Origin of the sequence: Tissierella sp. P1, assembly GCF_002266425.1 — a bacterium.
Lineage (GTDB): Bacteria > Bacillota > Clostridia > Tissierellales > Tissierellaceae > Tissierella > Tissierella carlieri.
On the sequence record NZ_NPMN01000030.1, the window covers coordinates 1 to 23511 of the forward strand.

A 23511-nucleotide genomic window follows, 5' to 3' on the forward strand; every position below is an offset into this window, starting at 1 on the left:
AACGTAGTATTATTTAAATTGAAATATTAAGTATATGACTTAACGTATTTAAACGTAGTCTTAATCTAATTGAAGTTCAAGTTCATTAATTTGCTTTTTTAATAGATCTATTTGCTTACGAAGATGTTGGCTTTTTTCATCATTAGATTCAATAACTTGTTCTTGGGCTGCTGCTGTTAAAATAGATTGACCTATGCTTACAATAAAATTTCCAAGTGAATTTTGTTGGTTTGCATCTAAGCCATCAATCAATAGGACGCCTATCAATGATGCTAAGATTGCAAATTGTTTTGGAGGTAAGGAAAAGAAACATGAATTACATGTGTCCTTAATATGATTTATGTTTAAAATATTATTATCTTTATTACCGTATGTTTCATTATTCTTCATATCTAAGTAGCTCCTTTCATAAATAAGTCAATTTTGAATATTGTAATCAATATAAATAAGTTCATATATATTATATTATGTGAAGATTTCATAAAGTTGAGAGTATAACAATATAATGACAAAAGATTAAATTAACTGTTGATAATTAAATATGATATTGATATAATTCTAAATTAATACTTGAGTTCTGTGAAAATGAAGTAATAATTAGTAATGTTCTGAAAAACAAATATGCTTAAATTTTTAATCTATATTAAATAAAAGTTATCTCATAAATAAAAAGGAGATAAGAATTATGCTATATACAAATGTTAATATTTTGTATTCAAATAGAGAAATTTACATCTATATTTAAAGATGCAATTTGTGATATGTCTAGACTCAAATTTAATTATCTAAATAATTTAATATGTAGTCTAATAAATGTAGAAATTATTAATTATATTTGAAATATAGAGAATAAAAGGATAAATATTTTTAATACTCTATCTTAAAAATTTTATGATTGAAAGAAAAACATAATATAAAATAATTGTCTAATATAGGATAGAAATGGGTAAATAATAGAATATAATTAAGCAATAGATATAAATAATATAAGTAAATTATATGGAGGTAATGATGAAAAATACTGTATCTCAAGAATGGTTAATAAATAATATATTAAAAGATAATTTAATTATACTAGATGTTAGAGCCGAGTTAGATAATCCTGATTATGGAATTGTAGAATATAAAAATGGTCATATAAAGGGAGCCCAATTTGTTTCAGTTGAAGATATTATGACAGGTAAAGTCAGTACTCATGGTGGCAGACATCCATTACCTGATATGGAGAAGTTCATAGAAGATATGAAAAGACTTGGCATCAATGATGATTCTACAATAGTTATTTATGATGATGGGGATCTAGCAATGGCAGGAAGATTATGGTGGTTGCTTAAATACTCTGGAAAAAATAATGTTTATATTTTAGAAGGAGGCATAAAGGCTTGGAGTAATAGTGGATTAGAAATAACAGCTCAAATTCCCGAAAATGAAGAATCTAAATCATTAAGCTTAAATATAGATTCTTCAATGAAAGTAGATATAAATTATGTAAAGAGTGCTATAGATTCAGATAATATAGCAATAATCGATTCAAGGGCAGCTGAAAGATATAGGGGAGAAGTAGAGCCTATAGATAAAATAGCAGGTCATATTCCAAACGCATTAAATTATCCTTGGATGAATTTAGTAGTAGATGGAAAGATAAAATCTAAGGAAGAGTTAATTGAATACTTTAAAGACCTAGAGAAATATGAAGAAATAATTGTACATTGCGGATCTGGTATCACAGGTACAGTAAATTATATTTTTATGGAAGAAGTAGGACTTAAGCCAAAGCTATATGTAGGAGGATATAGTGATTGGGTTAGCTATGAAGATAATATTGTAATATGATAGAGGATAGCATTGCTATCCTCTATTTTTTAGTATAAAAATTCTTAGTTTTTATGGAAATATCTATATAATACTTTTACAAATTCAGGTATGGTCTTAGACACATTAGTCAATTTTACTTTTCTTTCGTATTCTTTTTCGTTTTTTATTGTTTGAAGTGCATACTGTAAAATATCTTTTTCACTTGCTCTTACTCCTGTTTTGTAGAAATACATATCTGATAATAAAGTTAAGGCTTCATCATTATCTATAAAAGCAAAGGAAGCAAACAAGCAGAAACCAAGATTCTCTAAAGCAATTATATAGGCGTATAGATAGTCTAAGTCTGACAATCCTAGTAATTTAACAGCCTTTGACTGGATATCTATATTAAAATTATCTTCTTCTGTTATAGAGGGCCTTGTTACCATATCTTTATACTTTTCTTTTTCTCTAAATAAATTATATATACCTGAAGTTTTGCTGCCTAGTACTCTACCAGCTAATGTCATATTTTTAACTTCTTCTAGAGCTTTGTCCATTTCTTCCATACTACCTTTTATATCTTGAAGGTTAAAATAAATATTACAGCTAAATATAAATTCAATACAATCTATCCCTAGTTCAAAGCATCTTTTTGTAAAGTTTTTTACATAGTGCTTATCATCTATACCAAATGACGCATTTAATGCTGCATAAGCTTCACTTTCAGTAGGAGCAGAATAATAATCTTCACCTGTTTTAGCATGTCTATTTAAGCATCCCACCACACAAAGAGGAGAACATGTTCTATTTATTTTAAATTCTGTATCCTTGTTATTTCCTTTAGAACTTCCCTGACTGACATCAATATTTTTACCTTGCTTTAACATTTTCATTAAAGTAATAGAGCCAAGCCCAGGTAAAGCCTTACCACAGATAGGATGTTCTATTATGATTCTAGATAAGGACTTTGAAGCTTGCTTCATATTTTCTTTATCCAATACAGTGGATTTAAAATAAGCTTTATTCTTGGCAACTATAGCTTTTATGCCTTTATGTCCAAATACATCACCAATACTATTTCTAGCACAATAGAATGAAGGATTACCTTCTGGGTATGTACTAAATAAGGTTGATATTGGCAATAAATTTTCTCCTGAAGGTCCTATGCCAATGATTCCACAATTTTTTCCATAAAGATTATGTATCATGTCTATAGTATGAGAGACTTCCATTTCTTTAATGCTGTCTATAGTATTTAAAGTAATATTGTCTTCTTCGATTACTATAGTTAAAGGGATTTTATCCGTATTTCTCCCTAATATAACAATAGCATCTATATTAAATGATGCTAACTTTTGTGATATAGTTCCCGCTAAATTTGAAATTTGAATACCTTCATCTTTTGATCTCTTTGTACCTACTATTAGTCTTCCCGTACTAGGTGCAAGAGTTCCCGAAAAAAGCCCTGGAACTAATACTATTGCATTTTCATCTGTTAATCTTTCTGTCTCTGGAGAAACTTCTTCATTTATAATTTTTGCAATAAGACCTCTGCCATAGTCAGAAAAATTCTTTTCCTTTTTAATAATCTTTCGGTTTGTAAGATTTATATAAATTATTTTACCCATAAAAATGCCTCCTAAAGTTCATCTTAAAAAGGATTATACCATTTAAAAAGTATCTTTTTAAATTAGGATAATCTATACTTGAAAATTTGTTATAGATAATTTTAAAAGGATAGTTAAAATATTGACATGAAAAATTATATATGATATACCTTACATATGTTGATGATGGACAGATATAGGCAACTAGAACAGTATATTAATTGACTAGGAAAGGGTGTGGAAGATAAAAATGAGTTTTTGTAAAAGAGGAATTTTGATCTTATTAGCTATTATATTGACTATATCCATGGTAGGTTGTAAACCAAAGGATGAGCTTAAACTGGACGAAGGAACAGGAGATGTATCGGAAACGCTACAAACAGAAGAAATAGAGAAACAATCACAAGAAAGTAAAAGTATCACTATAACAGATCATCTTGGAAGAGAAATAATACTTGACAAAAGTGCAGAAAAGATAGTAAGTGGTTATTACATAACTACATCCATGATGATAGCTTTAGGACTAGAAGATAATGTAGTAGGTATAGAAGCAAAGGCAAAATCAAGAAATATTTATGCATTAGCAGCACCTGAGTTTCTGGAGCTTCCAAATGTAGGTACTGCAAAAGAATTTGATTTAGAAGGCTGCATTGCTCTTGAGCCAGATCTTGTAATTTTACCTGTCAAATTAAAAGAAGCAGTAGAAAGCCTTGAGGGACTAGGTATAAATGTAATAGCAGTAAATCCTGAAGATATGAATTTATTAAAAGAAACCTTGATAATGATTGGGAAAGCTACAGGGACTGAGGATAGAGCTGAAAAATTAATATCCTATTATGATGAAAAGATTTCAGAAATTGGGAAGATAACTGAAAATAAAGAACAAAAGAAGGTTTATCTGGGAGGAAATAGTGATTTTCTTTCTACTGCACCAAAGAAAATGTATCAAAACTATATGATAGAAACAGCAGGGGGGGTCAACGTTGCTTCTGATATAGAGGATACCTATTGGGCTACGATTTCCTATGAGCAGCTATTAGCTTATAATCCAGATGTAATTATTATAGCACCTAGTGCTGATTATACAAAGGATGACATAATAAATAACAACAAATTATCTGCAATATCTGCAATGAAAAACCGTCGAGTTTATGTAATGCCAGATTCCTTTGAAGCATGGGATGCGCCTATACCATCAAGTATTTTAGGCACAATGTGGCTGACAAGTATATTAAATGAAGAGGACTACTCAAATGATACTTTTAAACAAGATGTGGCTGATTTTTATAAGGAGTTTTATGATATAGAAATAAATAAGGAAGATATTATAAAATAATGAATGTTAATGATAGAATATTGGTAGAAAATCATAATAAAGAGTTTATACAATATTTAATAGCCTCCACATTATTGGGGGCTGTTTTTCTAATATCAATAGGAGTAGGTAAGTATCCTATTAATATTAGTGATATCTTAAAAATTATCTTTGGTGGTAAAGTTGAACCTACTGTAAAAATGGTATTTTTCTCTCTTCGTCTTCCTAGGAACATTATGGTTACCATAGCAGGAATAGGGCTCAGTATAGCTGGCAGTGTATATCAAACTATTTTTAAAAACCCCCTTGCAACACCAGACATTATAGGAGTTGCATCAGGTGCAAATCTAGGAGCAGCCATAGCTATTATTTTTATTGCAGGTGGAACCTTCACTATAGCTATATCTGCCTTTGTAGGTGCTATAGTGGCAGTATTTACAGCAATAGGGCTTACTAAGATATCAAAGGATAAAGGAATTTCAACATTTGTACTTTCAGGAATTGTAATTAGCTCTATAACCCAAGGTTTAATAATGATGTTAAAATTTTTCGCAGATCCAGAGCGTCAGTTGGCAGCAATAGAATTTTGGTCAATGGGAAGTTTTGCAGGAGTTACAAAAGAAAGGGTAATATCCATATTACCATTTTTTCTAATAGGCATAACAATACTTATTTTACTAAGATGGCAGATTAATGTATTGTCTCTGAGCGATGAAGAGGGGAAAAGTTTAGGCATTTCTGTGGAATTGATACGTTTAGGTGTAATCATAGCTGCAACTTTAGTGGTGGCTAGTATTGTTTGTATTACTGGTTTAATATATTTTATAGGTTTAATAGCTCCTCATATAGGAAGAATGATCACAAAGAAAAATGACTTTCATACGACTATTTTAAGTGGATTTATTGGAGGCATAATTTTAATTATAGCAGACTGTCTTGCAAGAAGTTTGGCAGGCAGTGAGATTCCTATTAGTATATTGACTACCTTTATCGGAGCACCATATCTGGCGTATCTAATGACTCGCTTGAAATAGGAGGATTATAATGGATTTGATGAAAGTAGAAAATATAAGAGCAAGGTATGATAAAGAGTTAATAGTTGATGATATTAATTTAACTATGAAAAGTGATGAGTTTATTGCACTTCTAGGTTTAAATGGAACAGGGAAGACGACCCTTCTAAAAGTGATTTGTGGATTACTAAAACCTAAGAGTGGTAAATGCTTAATAAATGGTATGGATATCTATGAGTTTAGTGAGAAACAAAGGGCAAAACATATTAGTTTCATGCCTCAACGACATAGTATAGTTTATGATACAAAGGTATTGGATGTTGTATTAATGGGTGTAACTCCATATCTTGGAGTATTTGAATCTCCTACAAAGGACCACAGAGAGATGGCTTATAATATGCTGAAAAAAATGGGAATAGAGAAATTTGCAGAGGAAAATTTTCTTCATTTAAGTGAAGGGCAAAAACAGCTTATTATAATAACTAGAAATTTAATGCAAAACTCAGAGATTATGTTATTTGACGAGCCAGATAGTGCTCTTGATTTTAACAATAGGCATATGGTCTTATCTAAAATAAGAGAAGTGATAAAAAACGAGAATAAATCTGGATTGATTACTTTACATGATCCAAATATGGCACTTAATTATTGTGATAAAATAATAGTTTTAAAAGATAAGAAAAAATTTGCTGATTTTTATACTACCAATGTAGATAGAGAGTTTCTTATAGAAGTATTCACTAAAATATATGGTGAAATTGAAATAATAAAACATAAGGAAAAGTATTTAATAATAAAATGATAAATAAAATTCTCATTTCTGGTTTGAATTATAGATTAATTCTTACCTAAAATGAGAATTTATTTTTTGTTTATCTAAAATACCCAGTTTCCATCTTTAAATAATTCAACTACGTTTCCATTCTTTTCATATGCAGTAATATTTAGTTGTGGTCCACCTACCATAAAGTCCACATGGATTAAACTAAAATTAGCACCTTTAGCCGTTAATTCTTCTTGAGTCATATTGGAGCCATTTCTCATAGCATAAGCATAAGCACGACCTAAGGCAAAATGACAGGAAGCATTTTCATCAAATAGAGTTTCATTAAATAATATACCAGTATTGGATATAGGAGAATCATCTTGAACTAAAGCAACTTCGCCTAAGTATCTAGCTCCTTCATCATTTGCTAAGAGCTTTTCTAACACGTCATATCCTTTTTCTGCATAGAAGTCTACTACTTTACCATCTTTAAATATAAATTCAAAATTATCTACAATTTTACCATTTACACTAAGAGTTTTGTAGCCTTTAAAGTACCATTGACTTTTAAACGATGAGGTGTAGTAAATACTTCTTCTGTAGGAATGTTGGCAACATAAAAATGTCCAGCCTGACTTTCTTTAGCTCCACCCATCCAATAATGTTCATCCGCTAAATATACTTCTAAATCTGTGCCAGGACCTTTAAATATTAACTTTTCAAATTGTTTCTCATTTAAGAAGTTTCTATACTTTTTAAGATTTTTATCGTGTATTTCCCACGCCTTTACGGGATCTTCCTGATCAACTCTAGTGGCAGCAAAGATATTTTCCCAAAGTTTTTCTATAGAATTTTCCTCATCTAAATCAGGGAATACTGATTTTGCCCATGAAATTGACGGCATAGCAATTATATTCCATTTAGTGACTCCGGTCATTCTGTATTTCATTACAGGAGCCATTGCTTGTGAAGCTGATTTTTGACTTTTAGCAACTATTTCTCCGTCAATATCCTTTAGTAGTTCAGGATCAGATGCAAGAATAAATATATGATGGTAATTATCCTTATACATAGCCTCTAAGGAGCTTACTTTCCATTCTGGGAAGTTGTCAAATACATAATCCTTTCCGTATTTAAACCTTAATAAGCTGATTTCATCATCAGCAAGCTGAAACTCTACATGCTTTGCTCCTATTTCATAGGCTTTTTTTACTATTAATCTTGCGAGGGGTAAGGTATCGGCATTACCAGTTACTATAAGACCTTCCTTTTCTTTTAGATTAACACCAACTTTTACAGCTAGTTCAGCATATTTCTCTAGATTGTGTTCAAAATTATTCATTATGACCTCCTTATATAACTTAGCATTTATATACTAACTTTATTGTTATCATTATTATCATTATATTCTTTATTTTAATAATCTTAAAGAATAATTTACAAAAAAAGTAAAATAATAGCTATGAGAGAGTAAAATTTAAAGTTATACAAGCATTAAGAATATTATAGGAGGTAGTTTGGTGAATAATAAAAAAGTGTCAGCAGAAGAGTTGAAAATTATGATATCTGAATTTCTCAAGGAACATAAGGAGGGTTCTCTTGCTACATGTATGAATAATATACCAAGAAGTAGTCCTGTTCAGTATTTTGTAGGGGATAATATGAATATTTTTATACTTTCAGCAGGTGGAGAAAAATTTAATGCAATAGCAGAAAATCCTAATGTCTGTCTATTAGTTAATACAGATTATATTAACTATAGACAAATTAGAGGGGTACAAATATTTGGTACAGCAGTAACTAGTCTAATGGATAATGGGATTTTTGGAGAGGCAAAAGATCAATATTCTGACTCATATGTAATGGAGAAAGAAAAGGATATAAAAGTTATAAAGATAGTGCCAGAGGAAATTGTTTATTTGGATTCTCTAGGAGATGGAGATAGAACTAAGCAAATTCTTAGATACAATAATGTGATAATAAAAGAAGATAGAGAACCCATATATCTTTAGTAGGGCACAAACAAATAGTAGGGAGCATATCCCTACTATTAATTATTTCTTTATAGTAATTTTAGTATTTATATTTATAATTTCATTGTAACATATATGTAACTTACTCAACACTTGAATTAGGTATAATATATATAAAATTTAGTTGTGGTTTACTAAAATATATATTGGGGGACATATGATTAAAGAAAAACGAAAATCTAAATTTATTATAACGAATAGGAAAGTTCTACTTATAATTTTTATTTTATCAGCTTTTTATAATGGACTTATTGTGAAGAACTATAAGATAAGAACCGATAAGATATTAGATAGTCATTCTATAAGAATTGTGCTTATATCAGATTTACATAGTCATGTATATGGTAAAAATCAAAGTAAGATTATAAATAAAATAAAAAAGCAAAATCCCGATATAATTGCTCTAGCTGGTGATATTGCAGATGATATGGTTCCTATAGAAGGTACTAAATTATTTTTAGAAGGTATCAAGGATATTGCACCTATCTTTTATGTTACAGGCAATCATGAAATTTGGACAGATGAAGTAGATTATATTAAGGAAGTTTTCAAATCCTTTAATATAATTGTATTAGAGAATGATTATAGGAAAGTAGATATTAACGGAGTTGAGTTAGTTATGGCAGGTGTAGATGATCCAGATATAATCAAATATGAAAGACCCCAGTCTAATTGGAATGAAGAAATATATAAATCATTTTCTAATATAGAAGATGTATCGGGATATAAGGTGTTATTATCTCATAGACCAGAAGCTGTTGATTTTTATAACTCTTTACCTTTTGATATGGTACTTTCGGGGCACTCTCATGGTGGACAGGTACGTATTCCATTTATATTAAATGGACTTTTTGCACCAAATCAAGGATTTTTTCCCAAATATGCTGGAGGAGTATATGAGCAGGAAAATTATACTCACATTGTAAGCAGAGGGGTGTCATTTAATCCAAGATTACCTAGAATATTCAATCCACCAGAAATAGTAGTTATAGATATACAAGGTCAATAAATATATAAGAGGTTCAATTTATTGTACTTGAAAAATAAAGCTTGACAATAAGGAATTATTATTATATCATGAACATGAACGATGTTCACGGGGTGAAATAAGACATGGAAAACTATAATAAAAATTATAGAGAGATTATTTTATCAGAAGCTAAAGATATTGCTATGAAGGAAGGTATTTCAAATATAAATATTCGTGCTGTTGCTAAGAATAGTGGAATAGCCATAGGTACAGTATATAACTATTTTCCTTCAAAAGGAGATCTGCTAGTAGCTATTATTGAAGATTTTTGGGAAGGTGCTTTTGCGAATGTTGATTGGCAAGATCTCTCTTACAATAACTTCTATGATAATTTAGGGAAGATTTATAGCACTTTATATCATTATCTTCTCAAATTTAAAGAAAACTGGCTAGAACAGCTTGCTTTGCTAAAGACACAGGAAAAGATACTTGGAAAACAAAGGGAAAATGAATATTTTGAGAAAATCTATTCTAAGATTAAAATATTAATGGATATGGATAATGAATTAAGACAGTATCCATGGTCAGAAGCAATCTCAAAAGAAAAAACAGCAGAATTTATTTTTGAAAATATGCTTATTATGCTTAGAAAAGAAGAGGAAGATATAAGTTTTTTTATAGCAATTCTAAAAAAAATAATGTCAGATTAAAATCATACTACAGTATGATTTTTAATTTGAACATCAATGAACAATGTTCATCAATATAATTAAGGAGTGATTATTATGCAGGCAATTATGGAAACTTTATTTGATGCAGTTTATTTAGTAGGGGTTATTACAATAGGAATGATAATGATATTAAAGGGTGGGAATAACAAGCAATTTAAGTTATTTGGTATTATGGCTGTTGTATTAGGGGCAGGAGATTCATTTCATTTAATACCTCGGTCATATGCTTTACTCACAACAGGATTAGAAGCCAACGCTGTTGCACTTGGGATAGGAAAATTTATAACATCTATTACAATGACCATCTTTTATGTAATTTTATATCATATATGGAGACAGCGTTACAGAATTAGGGGGAATAAGGGACTTACATTTTCAATCTATGCTTTGAGTATTATACGAATAGGATTATGTATTTTTCCTCAGAATGATTGGTTAAACTATAATGCACCTGTTTCATGGGGAATATATAGAAATATTCCATTTGCTATTATGGGTGCTATTATTATCTATATTTTTTATTCTGAAGCAAAGAAGTGTGATGACAATAATTTTAAATTCATGTGGCTGGCGATTGTATTATCTTTCGTTTTATATATACCTGTAGTGCTATGGGCTAATACAATTCCATGGATTGGAATCTTAATGATACCAAAAACTCTTGCCTATGTTTGGGTAGTATTAATGGGTTATAAAGAATTTAGGTTCAATGAAAAAAAGAAAGCTTTATAAGAAATAAGACGTTATATCTTCTAACTACTATAAAAAATATTTGGATTAACTAGGTCATAATAGGGTATCACTAAAAAGCAAACAAATAATAAATAAAATAATTAATAAGATTATAATAAAAATTAGAAGGAGAGATATCCATGACAAATTTCCATGGCCAAGAAATAGATTTGAATACTGGGAAATACTCTCAGATAATAGAATATATCCTCAAGAAGCATCATACTCCGTTAAAAAAGGAATTACCAGAATTAGAAAAATTAGTATATACAATATTTAAAGTTCATTTTGACGATTCTGGAGATGTTTTTGAAAAGGTTCATAGATTATTTGGAGGATTAAAGACAGTGTTAGAATCTCATATCATTAAAGAAGAGAGAAAGTTATTTTATATGATAATTGACTATGAAAAGGAACCTTCACAAAAGCTGTTAGAAAATATAGTAGAGGAAATTGAGAATGTTGAGAAGGATAATAAAGAATTAGAAGGGCTAGTTAAGAAAATTCGAGAGATTACAAATGACTACTTAGTTCCACCTACAGGATGTCCCACTTATGTAAATACTTACGATAGACTGAAGGAATTAGAGATAGGCCTATTACAGCATATAGATATAGAAAATAATATAATGTTTTATAGATTGAAAAAAGAAGCTAATAAGGGATAGTAGGATAATTTCCTACTATTTTCTATTTTTCTACTTTCGGCTATCATTGCATATTCATACCTTACTTGGAAAAGATAATCCTATAACTTAATTGGAGGGATTTCATGAGGGCAATAGTATATGAGGGAATAAATGATGTGAGGGTAGCAAAGGTTGATGATCCAAAGATACAAAATGAGGATGATATTATCGTTAAGGTAACATCAACAGCTATATGTGGATCTGATTTGCACTTAGTTCATGGAATGGTACCTAATATGCCAAAGGGATTTATTTTAGGGCATGAAACCATGGGTATCGTAGAAGAAGTGGGTAAAGGTGTAAATAAGGTTAAAAAAGGTGATAGGGTTATTGTTCCTTTTCCAATAGCGTGTGGACATTGCTGGTATTGTGAGCATGATTTATGGAGTCAATGTGATAATTCCAATGATAATGGAGAGGCTGGAGCTATATTTGGATATAGCAACACCTATGGAGGGTATGATGGAGGTCAAGCAGAATATCTTAGAGTACCTTATGCAAATGTAGGTCCTACAGTTATACCTGAAGAACTAACGGATGAGCAGGTACTATTTCTTACGGATATATTACCAACTTCTTATTGGGGAGTTGAAAACGGTGGAGTAAAAAATGGTGACACAGTAGTAGTACTAGGTTCTGGACCGGTAGGACTATTATCTATGAAATGGGCAGCATTTAAAGGTGCTAAACGAATAATAGCAGTAGATAGAGTTGGATATAGATTAGAGCATGCTAAAAGATACAATGGTGTAGAAGTAGTAAATTTTGAAGAATATGATAATACTGGAGAATATATAAAAGAATTAACAAATGGTGGAGCAGATGTAGTAATTGATTGTGTTGGAATGGATGGAAGGATGTCGTTTATTGAAAAGATGGAAACTGCATTAAAACTTCAAGGGGGCTCAAAATCTGCAATTGAAATATCTACTCAAGCAGTTAGAAAAGGTGGAACTATATCTATGGTAGGGGTATATGGTGCTAGATATAATATGTTTCCTTTAGGGGATTTCTTTTCAAGAAATATTACTATAAAAATGGGCCAATGTCCTGCACATTCCTATGTAGAACCTATTCTTAAGCTTATTAATCAAGGAAAGTTTGATGCTACTGATATAATAACTCACAGATTATCCTTAGATGAAGGAAAACATGGGTATGAGATATTTGATAAAAAAGCTGATAATTGTATTAAAGTAGTATTAAAACCTTAAAATAAAAACTATCACTAATATTTCTTGTTCTTGACATAAAAAAATAAATATGGTACATTTTTCTTATTAGCACTCTAACACTTAGAGTGCTAATAAAATTATAATATAAAAAAGGAAAGGGAAGATATCTATGGAAAGAAAGGAATTTAGAGCAGAGTCAAAGCGTTTGCTTGATTTGATGGTAAATTCAATTTACACACATAAAGAGATATTTTTAAGAGAGCTGATTTCCAATTCATCTGATGCTATTGATAAGATTTATTATAAAGCTTTGACTGATGAGAGCATAAGCTTTAATAAAGATGATTATTACATTAAGATTATAGCAGATAAAGAAAATCATACATTGACCGTATCAGATACAGGAATTGGAATGTCGAAGGAAGAATTAGAAGAGAATCTTGGTGTGATTGCAAATAGTGGTTCCTTTGCATTTAAAAATGAAAATGAATTAAAAGATGGCTTTGATATAATTGGCCAATTTGGTGTTGGATTTTATTCTGCATTCATGGTAGCGGACAAGGTAACAGTTATAAGTAAAACCTTTGGAGCCAATGAAGGATATAAATGGGAATCTGAGGGTGCTGAGGGATATACAATAGAGCCTATAGAAAAAGATACTGTTGGGACAGATATAATACTTACAATCAAGGAAAATACAGAAGACGAGAATTATGATGAATTTTTAGAAGAATATAGATTGAGGGGAATTATTAAAAAATATTCTGATTTTATTAGATATCCAATTAAGATGGATGTTACAAAGAGCAGATTAAAGGAAGGCTCTGAAGATGAATATGAACAATATGAAGAAGAGCAAGTAATAAATAGTATGGTTCCAATATGGAGAAAAAATAAAAATGAATTAACAGAAGAAGATTATAAGAATTTTTATTCAGAAAAGCATTTTGGATTTGATGAACCTATAAAGTCAATTCATCTATCTGTAGATGGTGTTGTAAGGTATAATGCTTTATTATTTATGCCAAGTCAAACTCCTTATGATTTTTATACAAAAGAGTACGAAAAGGGACTTGAGTTATATTCCAATGGAGTACTTATAATGAATAAGTGTGCTGATTTACTTCCAGATTATTTTAGCTTTGTAAAAGGAATTGTAGATTCAGAAGATTTATCCTTAAATATATCTAGAGAGATATTACAGCATGATAGACAATTAAAGTTGATTGCAAAGAAGATAGAAGATAAAATTAAAGATGAATTAACTTTAATCCTAAAGAATGAAAGAGAAAAATATGAGGAATTCTTTAAAGGCTTTGGAAAACAATTGAAATTTGGAGTTTATAGCGATTTTGGAATGCATAAAGAAGTATTGCAAGATCTGCTTATTTTCTACTCATCAAAGGAAAAGAAAATGGTTACTTTAGAGGAATATGTAAGTAGAATGCCAGAAGAGCAAAAATATATCTATTATGCAGCTGGTGAATCTGTAGAGAGAATTGATAAATTGCCACAAACTGAATTAGTAAAGGATAAAGGCTATGAAATTTTATATTTCACAGATGATATAGATGAATTTGCAATTAAAATGCTAATGCAATATAAGGAAAAGGAATTTAAATCTGTATCGTCAGGTGATTTAGGTATAGAAGCTGATGAAAAGGATAAGGATAATGAAAAGGAAATAGAAGAAAATAAGGATCTATTTTCATTTATGAAGGAAACCTTATCAGATAAAATAAAGGAAATAAAACCTTCTAAGAGACTTAAAAATTATCCTGTTTGTCTATCTAGCGAAGGGGAACTTTCAATAGAAATGGAGAAAATCTTAAGTCAAATGCCAGATAATCAGGGTATAAAGGCTGATAAAATATTGGAAATTAATGTACATCACCATGTATTTGACACATTAAAATCTGCCTTTGAAAATGATAAGGATAAACTAAAGCTTTATACTAATTTATTATATAATCAAGCCTTATTAATAGAAGGATTACCTATAGAGGACCCTATTGAATTTACAAATAATATATGTAAGCTTATGTAGCATGAAAGGGGGCGTTTGCATGGAAAGCAAAAAAACCGCCTATGCATTCATTTCAATGCTTTAGAAAGGAGAAAATATGAAAATTTTAGTACCAGTTATAGTCGGAGCAATCATAGGATATTTTACAAATTGGCTTGCTATAAAGATGTTGTTTAGACCTCATCATGAGAAAAGAATAATGAATATAAAAATACCCTTTACTCCAGGCCTTATACCGAAGGAGAGAGAGAGGATTGCTAAAAGTATAGGGGAAACAGTAGGAAACTATTTATTATCACCAGAAACTATAGTTGAGGCTTTAGCCAATAAAAGAACGGATAGAGAAATTAAATTGTGGTTAGAAGATAAACTAAACAAATTAAAAGAAAACCAACAATCTATGAAGGGGATTTTAGATAATTTGCTAGGTGAAAATTATGATAGATTTATAAAGAAAGCAAAAGAAAATTTAAAGAATATAATAATTTCTCATATCAGGAGTCAACAATTTAAAACGTTAATATCTAAGGCTATTGAAGATAAAGTAAATAGCTTTGATACTGAAGAAATTTATGGATTAGTAGATGAAAAGTTGAGGGGATCTTTAATTGAATTATCAAAATCCTCAGAGCTAAAGAATGGAATAATCAGACACCTGGATTCAAAGCTAAATGAATTTGCTCAAGATGAAAGAATGCTGTCACAATTGATTCCAGAGGAGTTATTAGCCGCTATAAATCAGTATATTGATGAAAATGGAAATGAAATCGGATATAGTATAAGGACGAGTTTCAAAGATCCTGAAATACAAAGAAAAATTAAAGATTCCATTTCGGAGCTTATCTCTCAAAATATGTCTAAATTAATTATTGCTTTTATTAGCCCAGAGTTAATTTCTGATAAAGTATTTCATATGATTGAAAAATATATAGATAGTGAAGATGCAAATAAAAATATAGTTATGCTTGTTAAGGCTTCAATAGATAAACTACTAGAATCCAAGGCTTCAGAGGTGGTACCAAGACTAATGGAAACTATTGGTCATGGCAGTCTAGCAAGAATTTCGGATGTATTAATTAATTATATTTCTGATGAAAAAAATTATGATATTATGTTACAATTGATACAGGATAAACTAAAAGCTTCAGAATTAAATAACAAGGAAAATATAATAAATTACTTAAATACTAATATAGACATAATATTAAATTCAACTAAATTAGAAGAGAGTATCTTTAATTTTACTCAAATTATAGTAGAACAATTTTTGAACAAACCTATTTCTTCTATGGCAGAAAAAATAAATAAGGATATGATTACAAATATTTATAATATAGCTAGAACTATATTTGAAGAATTTGCTATACATGAATTGCCACATATTATTGAATTGTTTAATATATCAAAGATTGTAGAAGATAAGGTAAATAGCTTCGATGTAGATTTTACTGAGGAATTGATTTTAGATATTGCGAATAAGGAACTAAAGGCTATTACTTGGTTAGGAGCACTTTTAGGAGGTGTACTAGGTATATTGACCCCTTTAATTCAGATGTTATATTAAGATAATATAATATACTTGATTTTCAAGTTAATATTTGATAAATTGGGTATATGTAGTATACGAATAACATATATGACACTATATATAGTTGATTGTAATCTATTTTTAACTATTAAGGATTCATTATAAAGGGGGAGCATTATGTTACATGTTGAAAAGCGAAATGGCAATATAGTTGTATTTGAGGAAGAGAAAATTGTAAATGCAATTAAGAAAGCTATGGGAGAAACGGATTTAGGCATCGATGAAGATCTGGCTCAAGAAATTGCCCATAAGGCTTTTATAGATTTTAGTAAATTAGAAGTAGTAAATATAGAAAAGATTCAAGATTTTGTAGAAGTTGAACTTATGAAATCACGTCCTGATGTAGCTAGACTTTATATTATTTATAGAGAAGAGAGAGCTAAATTAAGAGAACAAGGATGGGTAATGTCAGATCTTCAGAGAGATATTTATGAAAAAAAGTATCGCTTTGAGAATGAATCCTTTGATGGGTTCTTAACTAGAGTCAGTGGTGGTAATAATGCTATTAAAAAAGCTATAAAGGATAAAAAGTTTATGCCAGCAGGCCGTATCTTAGCTGGGAGAGGACTAGACAAATTTGGTAGGAAAATCACTTTATCAAATTGTTACGTAATGCCAAAAGTTGAGGACAATATTGAATCCATATTTGATACTGCAAAATACCTAGCAAGAACTTATTCCTATGGTGGCGGTGTAGGACTTACTATTTCTAAGCTAAGACCAAAGGGGTCTAGAGTAAATAATGCTGCAAATACTACAACTGGTGCTGTTTCCTTCATGGATTTGTTTTCTATGGTTACAGGATTAATTGGTATGAGAGGTAGACGTGGTGCTTTAATGCTCAATATGGATTGTAATCACCCTGACATAGAGGATTTTATTGATGTCAAAAATGATTTATCTAAAGTGAACTATGCAAATATATCTGTTAATATAGATGATAAATTTATGAATGCAGTGAAAAATAATGAAGAATATGATTTGTATTTTAAGGTTGAAGCAACTGGAGAAGAAATTAAAAAGATTGTCAATGCTAGAGAATTATTTGAGAAATTATCTAGAAACAACTGGAATATGGCTGAACCGGGAATATTGTTTCAAGATAAGATAAATTCTTGGCATCTAATGAGTGAGGATAAGGATTTTGAATTTGCAGGAGTTAACCCATGTGCTGAAGAGACTCTTCCAGCTTTTGGTAGTTGTAACTTATCATCTATCAATTTAGCTGAATTTGTAAAAAATCCATTTACTAAGTATGCATATTTTGAATATGAAAAATTTGGGCAAATGGTAAGGGATGGTGTTATTTATTTAAATGAAGTATTAGATGAAAATATGGAACTACATCCTTTAGAGGAACAAAGGGAAATGTCAAGAGAGCTAAGACAAATTGGCCTTGGAATTATGGGATTAGCAGATATGTTTATTAAATTAGGAATAAAATATGGAAGTGAAGAATCTATCTCTTTAATCCATAAGGTAGGGCATACTATGATTAATGAAGCTTTAAGACAATCAGCTTTAATGGCTAAAGAATATGGTCCGTTTCCAAGATATAAGAGGGAGGCAGTACTCAACTCACCTTTCCTTTTAGAAAATGCAACTGAAGAAGTATTAGGATTAATTAAAGAATATGGACTTAGAAATAGCCAGTTGTTAACTATACCACCTACTGGAAGTATTTCAACTTTAATAGGATGCAGCAATGGAGTAGAACCAATATTCCAAGTATCCTATACTAGAAAGTCAGAATCACTTCATAATATTGACACATATTATAAGGTATTTACACCTATTGTTAAGGATTATATGGATAGAAATCATATATCTAAAGAAGAAGATTTACCAGATTTCTTTATTACAACTTCAAACTTAAATTATAAAGATAGAATTGACGTTCAAGCGGCATGGCAGCAATACATTGATGCTAGTATCTCATCTACAGTTAATGTACCTAATGAGTTTACAGTTGAAGAAGTTGAAGAACTATATATATATGCTTGGGAAAGAGGTTTAAAGGGAGTTACTATCTATCGCGACGGTTGTGCAAGGTCTGGTATCCTTATTACAGATAAGCCAAAAGAAAACAGACTAGATAAAATAGATGAATTGAAAAATGAGTTAAATAAGTTAGCTGCTGAACAAATAAAAGAAAATCCAGAGATTTGCCCAATGTGTGGGGGTACTATGATGCATAGTGGCGGATGTGCAGAGTGTCAAGATTGTGGATATAGTCCATGCTCATTTTAATCTAAAAGCGACAGGGAGATATATATCTCCCTGTCGTATTTATAGCCCAAGGGAAATCATATTAAATAGAAATAGGTTTATACTAATTATCTGATTAATAAAAAGAAATTTGAATTTAATGAGACTTTTTTGTTTATGAGTTTCTAAAAAGCTTCCTTAAGTTTTTTAGATTTCAATAGAAATTTTTTTATTTTTTAGTGAAAATTTTATCAGAATAGGATATAATATAAAAAAGTACAAGGAGTTGATTAAGTGCACGGTGAATCAGGAGGACCATTAAAAAAGATAGAGAAATGGATGAAAAGCTTTATTCTGTGGATAGAAATCTTATTGGCAACTTTTATTATGATAACGGTTCTTATAAGTGGAAAAGATATTGTTGTCCTTATTTACACTGTTTTTGTCACAGAGGCTAGTGCATCCTATGAAATTTTACAGGGATTACTAACTCATATACTATTATTAGTAGTTGGTTTGGAACTTGCACTTATGCTAATCACTCATTCTGCAGGAAATGTCCTTGAAGTAATACTATATGCAATTGCAAGAAAGATGCTAATCAGCAGTTCCAATACTATGGACATACTTTTGGGAGTAATATCTTTAGCAATAATATTTGGGGTTGATAAATATTTGCATACAAAAGATGTTAAGAGGCTTTTTTAAGTAGATAAATAAACCCATTTTGAATATAGAAATTGATTAAAATTAAGAGTTAAAGAAGAATATTTCTTTAACTCTTTTTTATAAGCAATAGGAAAGTTCTAATTTTTATCTTTTTTATTTTAAGAACCTGTTATTATTTAAATGAGTTTTAAGCAGATTGCCGAAATATTTAGTTTGGTGCAAGTTGCTTATGCAGTAGTCAAAAAAGCTTCATTGAATGTTTTAATTTTACTATAGAAGCTTTTTTAATTGATGATATAATTTGAGTCAAAGTCTGAATATGATTCAGGGGGGATTGGCTTGAGGGGAAAGAAAAATATATTTATTTCATTGTCTGTATTTATAGCTGTTATACTGATATTTACATCTTCAACTTTATTAGCTGATAATGAAAGCAATATTTCTGAAATCAGGGAGAAGTTAGATAATATTTCTGAAAAGGAAAAACAGATTCTTGAAGATCTTTTTATAAAATTTCAAGAGATAGAGGAGATGGAAAGAGAGAATAAAAGGATAAGCCAAGAGATATATACAATGAAGATAGGCATAGAGGGGTTAGGAGAAAAGATTGAAAAAGAAGAGACTAACTATAAACACAATCTAAATGCATTAGAAAATATTTTAAAGAGTTATCAAAGAATGGGGCCAGCATCTTTCTTAGATATAATACTTAATTCAGATAATTTAACAGATCTTATTAGAAGAATAAACATAGTTAGAGATTTAGCTAGAAACACAGGAAATCTTTTAGATAAAATAGAGGAATCTAAAGGGAGTTTAATACTTGAAAAATCTAATTTAGCTGAGAAGCTTAAATTATTAGAAGATAAGCAAGAGGCATTAGGAGAAACCCTAACAAAGAAACAGGAACTAGTAAAAGCTCAAGAAGAATATCTAGATTCTCTTGCAGAAGATAAAGAATTATATCTAGAACGTTTACAATATATTTCTATGATTATGAATGAACTTAAGATAATATTTTCAGATTTCACGAAGGAATTTGCTAAAATTATTGAGGAAGGTAATTTTCCTCAAGACGCAGTGAAAGAAACTCTTACATTGCGAGGGGTAAAGGGGATTATAGAAGAAAAGACATTTAATGATATAATTGCAGCTCATAAGGGTCTGCCTCAGATGGAATTTAAATTTTCTTCGGGAAAAATAGAGATGGAGGCACCAGAAAAAAATCTTACTCTTGAGGGTAAATTTGTTATTATAGGAGACCAAATTATAAAATTTGAGGCAGAGAAAGGTAGTTTCTATGGTATGCCCCTAGAAAAAGGAACTATAGAGGATTTATTTGAAGAAGGATATTTTATTTTAAACCTTGAGCCGCTGATAGGTAAAAATATTTTAAGGTCTGTTGAAATTATGGATGGATATATGGAATTATTAGTTACCGTAAAGCTATTTTAAAATATGGGGGAGATTTTATGATAGAAGCTAAGAATATTTCTCTAGTATATAGTGATGGAACAGTAGGATTAAAGGATGTAAATATTAAGATTGAATCTGGAGATATTGTATATATTACAGGGCCTAGTGGATCAGGTAAAACAAGCCTTCTAAAACTTTTCATGGGAATAGAATATCCTACCACGGGAGAATTAAAAGTACTAGATCTTCCTATGAGCAAAGAACAGTCAGCAAATATTAGAAAGCTTAGAAGGATTATAGGTCCAATTTTTCAAGAATTTAAGTTAATAAAGGGAAGAACTGCTTTAGAAAATGTTATGATGGGTATGAGATTTCTAGGTATTCCGCCTAAACAGATAAAAGAAGAATCAAATAATGCATTAATAAAAGTAGGACTTGAACACAAAAGGCTTTCTCTAGTAGAGCATCTTTCCTGGGGAGAAACTCAAAGGGTAGCTATAGCTAGGGCAGTAGCTAGGAAGCCAGCAATAATACTCGCTGATGAACCTACAGGTAATTTAGATATAGACAATGCACTCAATATATTAGAGCTTTTAACTTCATTTAAGAACAAGGACACATCTGTAATCATAACTACCCATGCTACACATCTAATAGAAGATTTGACAGAAGGAAAATTTATTAAAGTAGAAAATGGGAAAGTCAGCCTGGAAAGTAGAGGTGAAGCTTAAATGAAGAGTTTTTTCTATAATTTAGGCTATTTTATAAAAGAGTCTAATACCATATTTCGTGTAGATTTTCTCTCAAATATTTTTTCCATTTTTAGTATAGGATTGATTTTCTTTATTCTTTCAATGATTTTTTCTGGATGGTGGATAAGTAATGAAGTTATTGAAGTTTTGCAAAAGGAAGCAGAGATAAATGTCTATTTTGATGAAAGTCTAGGAGATAGTGAAATTGATGATTTGATTCAAAGTATACGAAGGATACATGGAGTAAGAGAAGCGAGTTTAGTTAATGAAGAAGAATCTTATAATAGAATGACTGAAATACTGGGTAAGGAATCTCGTATATTAGAGTTATTTGAAGAGAATCCCTTTAGTTCTTTTATTGAGGTTAAGATTCAGATAGAAGAGATAGATTTCGTTTTAGAGAGATTAGACTTATTAGATGGGATACAGCATATCAGAGATAACAAAGAGGTAATAGATCGTCTACAAAAAATTATTACAATACTTACAGTTTTAGGAGTATTAGTTATAACTGCCGTAGGAATATCCACTTTAGTAGTAGTATCGCATATAATCAGACAGGTATATATAACAATAGAGAACAAATTAATACATTGAAATTATTAGGAGCTCCAGATAGTTTTATAGGTTTTCCATTTTTATTGGAAGGATTATTTTTGACTGTAGGTGGAGGTATATTAGCTTCAAGTCTAGGAGCCTTGATAATACACTATGGATATAGCCAGATGGGAGGATCTCTTCCATTTATTCCATTGCCACCTAAGGATGCAATAGTAACTTCCTTGACTATTTTAACCATGTCATTGAGTTACATTCTGGGCATTATAGGTAGCTTATTTGGACTATCCTCTGCTAAGGCTAGTTAATTAATATAATTATAAGAAAGGAGTTGAAAGGCAGGATAAAATCCTGTACTAATATGAAAATAGGTTTAATTGGATTACCAACAGTAGGTAAAACTAGTTTATTTAATCTTTTAACAGGTTCAGGCATTGAAATAACAGGTTTTTCTCAAGGGAAAGTTGAGGCTCATTTAGGTATCGCAAAGATACCTGATGAGAGGATTGATTTCTTATCTAATATGTACCAATCTAGAAAAACAACCTATGCAACAATAGAGGTAATTGATGTACCAGGTCTAGTAAAGGGATCAAGTACAGGTCAAGGTGTAGGCAATCAATTTCTAGATAATATTAGAAAAGCAGATCTTTTAGTTCATGTACTGAGAGTATTTGATAATGATAATGTAATCCATGCTGAAGGTAGTATAGATCCTATGAGAGATATAGAGACGATAAATCTTGAGTTGTTATTTGCTGATTTAGGCATTATAGAGAATCGAATTGAACGTATAGAAACATCTAAGAAGGTGACTAAGGAGAATTTAGCAGAACTAGAAGTACTTAAAAAATGTAGAGAAGGATTAGAGAATGGTCTACTACTACACAATATAGATCTCTCAGATGAAGAAAAGGACATCTTAAAGACATTTTCATTTCTATCAGAAAAACCTATGATATTAGTAGCCAATATAGATGAAAATCAATTAATGGAAAAGGATTATTCTGGGAGAAAGAGTTTAATAGATTTTGCTAAATCTGTAAATACCCCTTTAATTGAACTTTCCATCAAAACAGAATTAGAGATATCAGAACTAGATCTAGAAGATAGAGAAATGTTTATAGAAGATTTAGGCATTATAGAATCAGGTATAGATGTATTAGCTAAAACTGCCTATGATTATCTTGGACTTATTTCTTTTCTTACGGCAGGGAAAGATGAAGTAAGGGCTTGGACCATTAGAAAGGATACTAAAGCAAAGGAAGCAGCTGGAAAGATACATTCAGATATAGAAAAGGGATTTATAAGAGCAGAGGTATGTAAATTTGTTGACTTGAAAGAGTATGGTTCTATGGTAAAGGCCAAAGAAAAGGGTCTAGTTACCTTGGAAGGAAAGGAATATATTGTTGATGATGGAGATATAATTGAATTTAGGTTTAATGTTTAGATATTTTCTATAGATA

21 protein-coding genes and 1 pseudogene are annotated in these 23511 nt (G+C 30.2%); 19 read left to right on the plus strand and 3 right to left on the minus strand.

Going from position 1 to position 23511, the window contains the following annotated elements; all coding sequences use genetic code 11:
• Positions 1 to 60: 60 nt before the first annotated feature.
• Complete coding sequence (locus CIW83_RS17580) at positions 61 to 390, minus strand: hypothetical protein (RefSeq protein ID WP_094903638.1); 330 nt, start codon at positions 388 to 390, stop codon at positions 61 to 63.
• A 621-nt stretch (positions 391 to 1011) separates the two neighbouring features.
• Here CIW83_RS17580 and CIW83_RS17585 point away from each other — a divergent pair.
• Positions 1012 to 1833: a sulfurtransferase gene (locus CIW83_RS17585; protein WP_094903640.1), complete on the plus strand. Its 822-nt coding sequence runs from the start codon at positions 1012 to 1014 to the stop codon at positions 1831 to 1833.
• Between the two features lie 44 nt (positions 1834 to 1877).
• Here CIW83_RS17585 and CIW83_RS17590 read toward each other — a convergent pair whose 3' ends face one another.
• Positions 1878 to 3425, minus strand: coding sequence for an aldehyde ferredoxin oxidoreductase N-terminal domain-containing protein (locus tag CIW83_RS17590; RefSeq protein ID WP_094903642.1), 1548 nt, complete (start codon positions 3423 to 3425; stop codon positions 1878 to 1880).
• Between the two features lie 229 nt (positions 3426 to 3654).
• Here CIW83_RS17590 and CIW83_RS17595 point away from each other — a divergent pair, with 229 nt between their 5' ends.
• From CIW83_RS17595 to CIW83_RS17605, 3 genes are read left to right on the plus strand one after another with little or no spacing between them, the layout of a single operon-like run.
• Positions 3655 to 4740, plus strand: coding sequence for an ABC transporter substrate-binding protein (locus CIW83_RS17595; protein ID WP_094903644.1), 1086 nt, complete (start codon positions 3655 to 3657; stop codon positions 4738 to 4740).
• Positions 4740 to 5753 carry an iron ABC transporter permease gene (locus tag CIW83_RS17600; RefSeq protein WP_094903646.1) on the plus strand — a complete coding sequence of 338 codons (1014 nt, stop codon included), beginning with the start codon at positions 4740 to 4742 and terminating at the stop codon, positions 5751 to 5753. The genes CIW83_RS17595 and CIW83_RS17600 overlap by 1 nt, the downstream gene beginning before the upstream one ends.
• A gap of 10 nt (positions 5754 to 5763) precedes the next feature.
• On the plus strand, positions 5764 to 6534 hold the full coding sequence (locus CIW83_RS17605) for an ABC transporter ATP-binding protein (protein ID WP_094903648.1): 771 nt from the start codon (positions 5764 to 5766) through the stop codon (positions 6532 to 6534).
• A 74-nt stretch (positions 6535 to 6608) separates the two neighbouring features.
• On the opposite strand, the pseudogene CIW83_RS17610 reads toward CIW83_RS17605, so the two are convergent.
• Positions 6609 to 7840 (minus strand): annotated as a pseudogene (locus CIW83_RS17610) (aminopeptidase).
• A 178-nt stretch (positions 7841 to 8018) separates the two neighbouring features.
• On the opposite strand from CIW83_RS17610, the gene CIW83_RS17615 reads away from it, so the two are divergent.
• From CIW83_RS17615 to ychF, 15 genes are all read left to right on the plus strand, one after another.
• A complete protein-coding gene (locus CIW83_RS17615; RefSeq protein WP_201260007.1) occupies positions 8019 to 8510 on the plus strand; it encodes a pyridoxamine 5'-phosphate oxidase family protein in 492 nt (163 codons plus the stop codon).
• A gap of 178 nt (positions 8511 to 8688) precedes the next feature.
• Entirely contained in the window at positions 8689 to 9540 is an 852-nt protein-coding gene (locus tag CIW83_RS17620) for a metallophosphoesterase (protein ID WP_094903650.1), read from the plus strand.
• A gap of 104 nt (positions 9541 to 9644) precedes the next feature.
• The gene (locus tag CIW83_RS17625) at positions 9645 to 10211 is read left to right on the plus strand and encodes a TetR/AcrR family transcriptional regulator (RefSeq protein ID WP_094903652.1); all 567 of its coding nucleotides are present in this window, start codon (positions 9645 to 9647) and stop codon (positions 10209 to 10211) included.
• 75 nt (positions 10212 to 10286) lie between these two features.
• Positions 10287 to 10964, plus strand: a complete 678-nt coding sequence (locus CIW83_RS17630; RefSeq protein WP_094903654.1) for a hypothetical protein — start codon at positions 10287 to 10289, stop codon at positions 10962 to 10964.
• Between the two features lie 140 nt (positions 10965 to 11104).
• Positions 11105 to 11632 (plus strand): hemerythrin domain-containing protein, encoded by a 528-nt coding sequence (locus CIW83_RS17635; RefSeq protein WP_094903656.1) that lies wholly within the window; start codon positions 11105 to 11107, stop codon positions 11630 to 11632.
• A 104-nt stretch (positions 11633 to 11736) separates the two neighbouring features.
• The gene (locus CIW83_RS17640; RefSeq protein WP_094903658.1) at positions 11737 to 12867 is read left to right on the plus strand and encodes a zinc-dependent alcohol dehydrogenase; all 1131 of its coding nucleotides are present in this window, start codon (positions 11737 to 11739) and stop codon (positions 12865 to 12867) included.
• Between the two features lie 130 nt (positions 12868 to 12997).
• Positions 12998 to 14875, plus strand: a complete 1878-nt coding sequence (gene htpG, locus CIW83_RS17645) for a molecular chaperone HtpG (protein WP_094903659.1) — start codon at positions 12998 to 13000, stop codon at positions 14873 to 14875.
• 76 nt (positions 14876 to 14951) lie between these two features.
• Positions 14952 to 16418 (plus strand): DUF445 family protein, encoded by a 1467-nt coding sequence (locus CIW83_RS17650; protein WP_094903660.1) that lies wholly within the window; start codon positions 14952 to 14954, stop codon positions 16416 to 16418.
• A 141-nt stretch (positions 16419 to 16559) separates the two neighbouring features.
• Positions 16560 to 18692, plus strand: a complete 2133-nt coding sequence (locus CIW83_RS17655) for an adenosylcobalamin-dependent ribonucleoside-diphosphate reductase (protein ID WP_094903662.1) — start codon at positions 16560 to 16562, stop codon at positions 18690 to 18692.
• A gap of 252 nt (positions 18693 to 18944) precedes the next feature.
• Positions 18945 to 19358 (plus strand): hypothetical protein, encoded by a 414-nt coding sequence (locus CIW83_RS17660; RefSeq protein ID WP_235601401.1) that lies wholly within the window; start codon positions 18945 to 18947, stop codon positions 19356 to 19358.
• 300 nt (positions 19359 to 19658) lie between these two features.
• Complete coding sequence (locus CIW83_RS17665; RefSeq protein ID WP_094903664.1) at positions 19659 to 20774, plus strand: hypothetical protein; 1116 nt, start codon at positions 19659 to 19661, stop codon at positions 20772 to 20774.
• Between the two features lie 17 nt (positions 20775 to 20791).
• Positions 20792 to 21466 (plus strand): cell division ATP-binding protein FtsE, encoded by a 675-nt coding sequence (locus CIW83_RS17670; protein WP_094903666.1) that lies wholly within the window; start codon positions 20792 to 20794, stop codon positions 21464 to 21466.
• Positions 21467 to 22084 carry an ABC transporter permease gene (locus CIW83_RS17675; protein WP_201260008.1) on the plus strand — a complete coding sequence of 206 codons (618 nt, stop codon included), beginning with the start codon at positions 21467 to 21469 and terminating at the stop codon, positions 22082 to 22084.
• Entirely contained in the window at positions 22081 to 22353 is a 273-nt protein-coding gene (locus CIW83_RS23285) for a hypothetical protein (RefSeq protein WP_201260009.1), read from the plus strand. Before CIW83_RS17675 ends, CIW83_RS23285 begins: the two co-directional genes overlap by 4 nt.
• Positions 22354 to 22406: 53 nt before the next feature.
• Positions 22407 to 23495 carry a redox-regulated ATPase YchF gene (gene ychF / locus CIW83_RS17680; RefSeq protein ID WP_094903668.1) on the plus strand — a complete coding sequence of 363 codons (1089 nt, stop codon included), beginning with the start codon at positions 22407 to 22409 and terminating at the stop codon, positions 23493 to 23495.
• Positions 23496 to 23511: the final 16 nt, after the last annotated feature.

What these genes read in the sequence shown, in the direction of transcription:
- CIW83_RS17580 (WP_094903638.1), bottom strand. Translation starts at nt 390, where the DNA reads ATGAAGAATAATGAAACATACGGTAATAAAGATAATAATATTTTAAAC.
- CIW83_RS17585 (WP_094903640.1), top strand. Translation starts at nt 1,012, where the DNA reads ATGAAAAATACTGTATCTCAAGAATGGTTAATAAATAATATATTAAAA.
- CIW83_RS17590 (WP_094903642.1), bottom strand. Translation starts at nt 3,425, where the DNA reads ATGGGTAAAATAATTTATATAAATCTTACAAACCGAAAGATTATTAAA.
- CIW83_RS17595 (WP_094903644.1), top strand. Translation starts at nt 3,655, where the DNA reads ATGAGTTTTTGTAAAAGAGGAATTTTGATCTTATTAGCTATTATATTG.
- CIW83_RS17600 (WP_094903646.1), top strand. Translation starts at nt 4,740, where the DNA reads ATGAATGTTAATGATAGAATATTGGTAGAAAATCATAATAAAGAGTTT.
- CIW83_RS17605 (WP_094903648.1), top strand. Translation starts at nt 5,764, where the DNA reads ATGGATTTGATGAAAGTAGAAAATATAAGAGCAAGGTATGATAAAGAG.
- CIW83_RS17620 (WP_094903650.1), top strand. Translation starts at nt 8,689, where the DNA reads ATGATTAAAGAAAAACGAAAATCTAAATTTATTATAACGAATAGGAAA.
- CIW83_RS17625 (WP_094903652.1), top strand. Translation starts at nt 9,645, where the DNA reads ATGGAAAACTATAATAAAAATTATAGAGAGATTATTTTATCAGAAGCT.
- CIW83_RS17630 (WP_094903654.1), top strand. Translation starts at nt 10,287, where the DNA reads ATGCAGGCAATTATGGAAACTTTATTTGATGCAGTTTATTTAGTAGGG.
- CIW83_RS17635 (WP_094903656.1), top strand. Translation starts at nt 11,105, where the DNA reads ATGACAAATTTCCATGGCCAAGAAATAGATTTGAATACTGGGAAATAC.
- CIW83_RS17640 (WP_094903658.1), top strand. Translation starts at nt 11,737, where the DNA reads ATGAGGGCAATAGTATATGAGGGAATAAATGATGTGAGGGTAGCAAAG.
- htpG (WP_094903659.1), top strand. Translation starts at nt 12,998, where the DNA reads ATGGAAAGAAAGGAATTTAGAGCAGAGTCAAAGCGTTTGCTTGATTTG.
- CIW83_RS17650 (WP_094903660.1), top strand. Translation starts at nt 14,952, where the DNA reads ATGAAAATTTTAGTACCAGTTATAGTCGGAGCAATCATAGGATATTTT.
- CIW83_RS17655 (WP_094903662.1), top strand. Translation starts at nt 16,560, where the DNA reads ATGTTACATGTTGAAAAGCGAAATGGCAATATAGTTGTATTTGAGGAA.
- CIW83_RS17670 (WP_094903666.1), top strand. Translation starts at nt 20,792, where the DNA reads ATGATAGAAGCTAAGAATATTTCTCTAGTATATAGTGATGGAACAGTA.
- CIW83_RS17675 (WP_201260008.1), top strand. Translation starts at nt 21,467, where the DNA reads ATGAAGAGTTTTTTCTATAATTTAGGCTATTTTATAAAAGAGTCTAAT.
- ychF (WP_094903668.1), top strand. Translation starts at nt 22,407, where the DNA reads ATGAAAATAGGTTTAATTGGATTACCAACAGTAGGTAAAACTAGTTTA.